Origin of the sequence: Hufsiella ginkgonis (assembly GCF_009834915.1) — a bacterium.
In the GTDB taxonomy this organism is placed as follows: Bacteria; Bacteroidota; Bacteroidia; order Sphingobacteriales; family Sphingobacteriaceae; genus Hufsiella; species Hufsiella ginkgonis.
Window position 1 is genome coordinate 1 of record NZ_WVHS01000017.1, and the last position, 706, is coordinate 706.

At 53.3% G+C, this 706-nt stretch carries 1 pseudogene; it reads left to right on the forward strand.

The window, feature by feature from the left end:
* Positions 1-706: pseudogene (locus tag GS398_RS22145) on the forward strand (DUF6443 domain-containing protein); the annotation flags it as partial.

Genomic DNA, 706 nt, shown 5'->3' on the forward strand with positions numbered 1-706 from the left:
CCGGGACAAAGTACGTTCGTACGCGGGCTTCCGACCGGTGGCAGGGTAAACATTCTTGGCAGCGGCACCATGCTGTTATCGGTGAATTATTATGATAGCGAAGGCCGGGTAATCCAAAGCAAAAGCGGGAACCACCTGACCGGCACCGATATCGTGAACAACACCTACAGCTTCACCGGCGAGCTGCTCACCTCAAACAGGAGCCACACCAGCAGTAACGGCAGTGTAACTGTTGTCATCCGAAACGAATATGATGCCTGGGGTCGGAAGAAAAATACGTTTGAAAAAATTGGTTCCGGCACGGAAGTGAAGCTCTCCGATCTTGAATATAACGAGACCGGCCAGCTGAAGCAGAAAAGCCTGCATGACAGTTTGCTGGTGACGGCTTTTGCTTATAACCCCCGCGGCTGGCTCAAGACCAGCTCCTCCCCCCAGTTCGCCATGCAGCTGAACTACCAGGACGGTACCACGCCGCAGTATAACGGCAACATCAGTAACCAGCTTTGGGGAACCCCGGGAAGTTTATCGAACACGTTTACCTACGGCTATGATAAACTGAACCGGCTGACCTCGGGCAGTTCCACGGGAACCAGCATGAGCGAGACGGTCAGCTATGATCACATGGGCAATATCCTCACGCTGAACCGCGACGGATCGGGCGCAAGCACGTATAGCTATTACAATGACAACCGGCTTAAAAGCATTG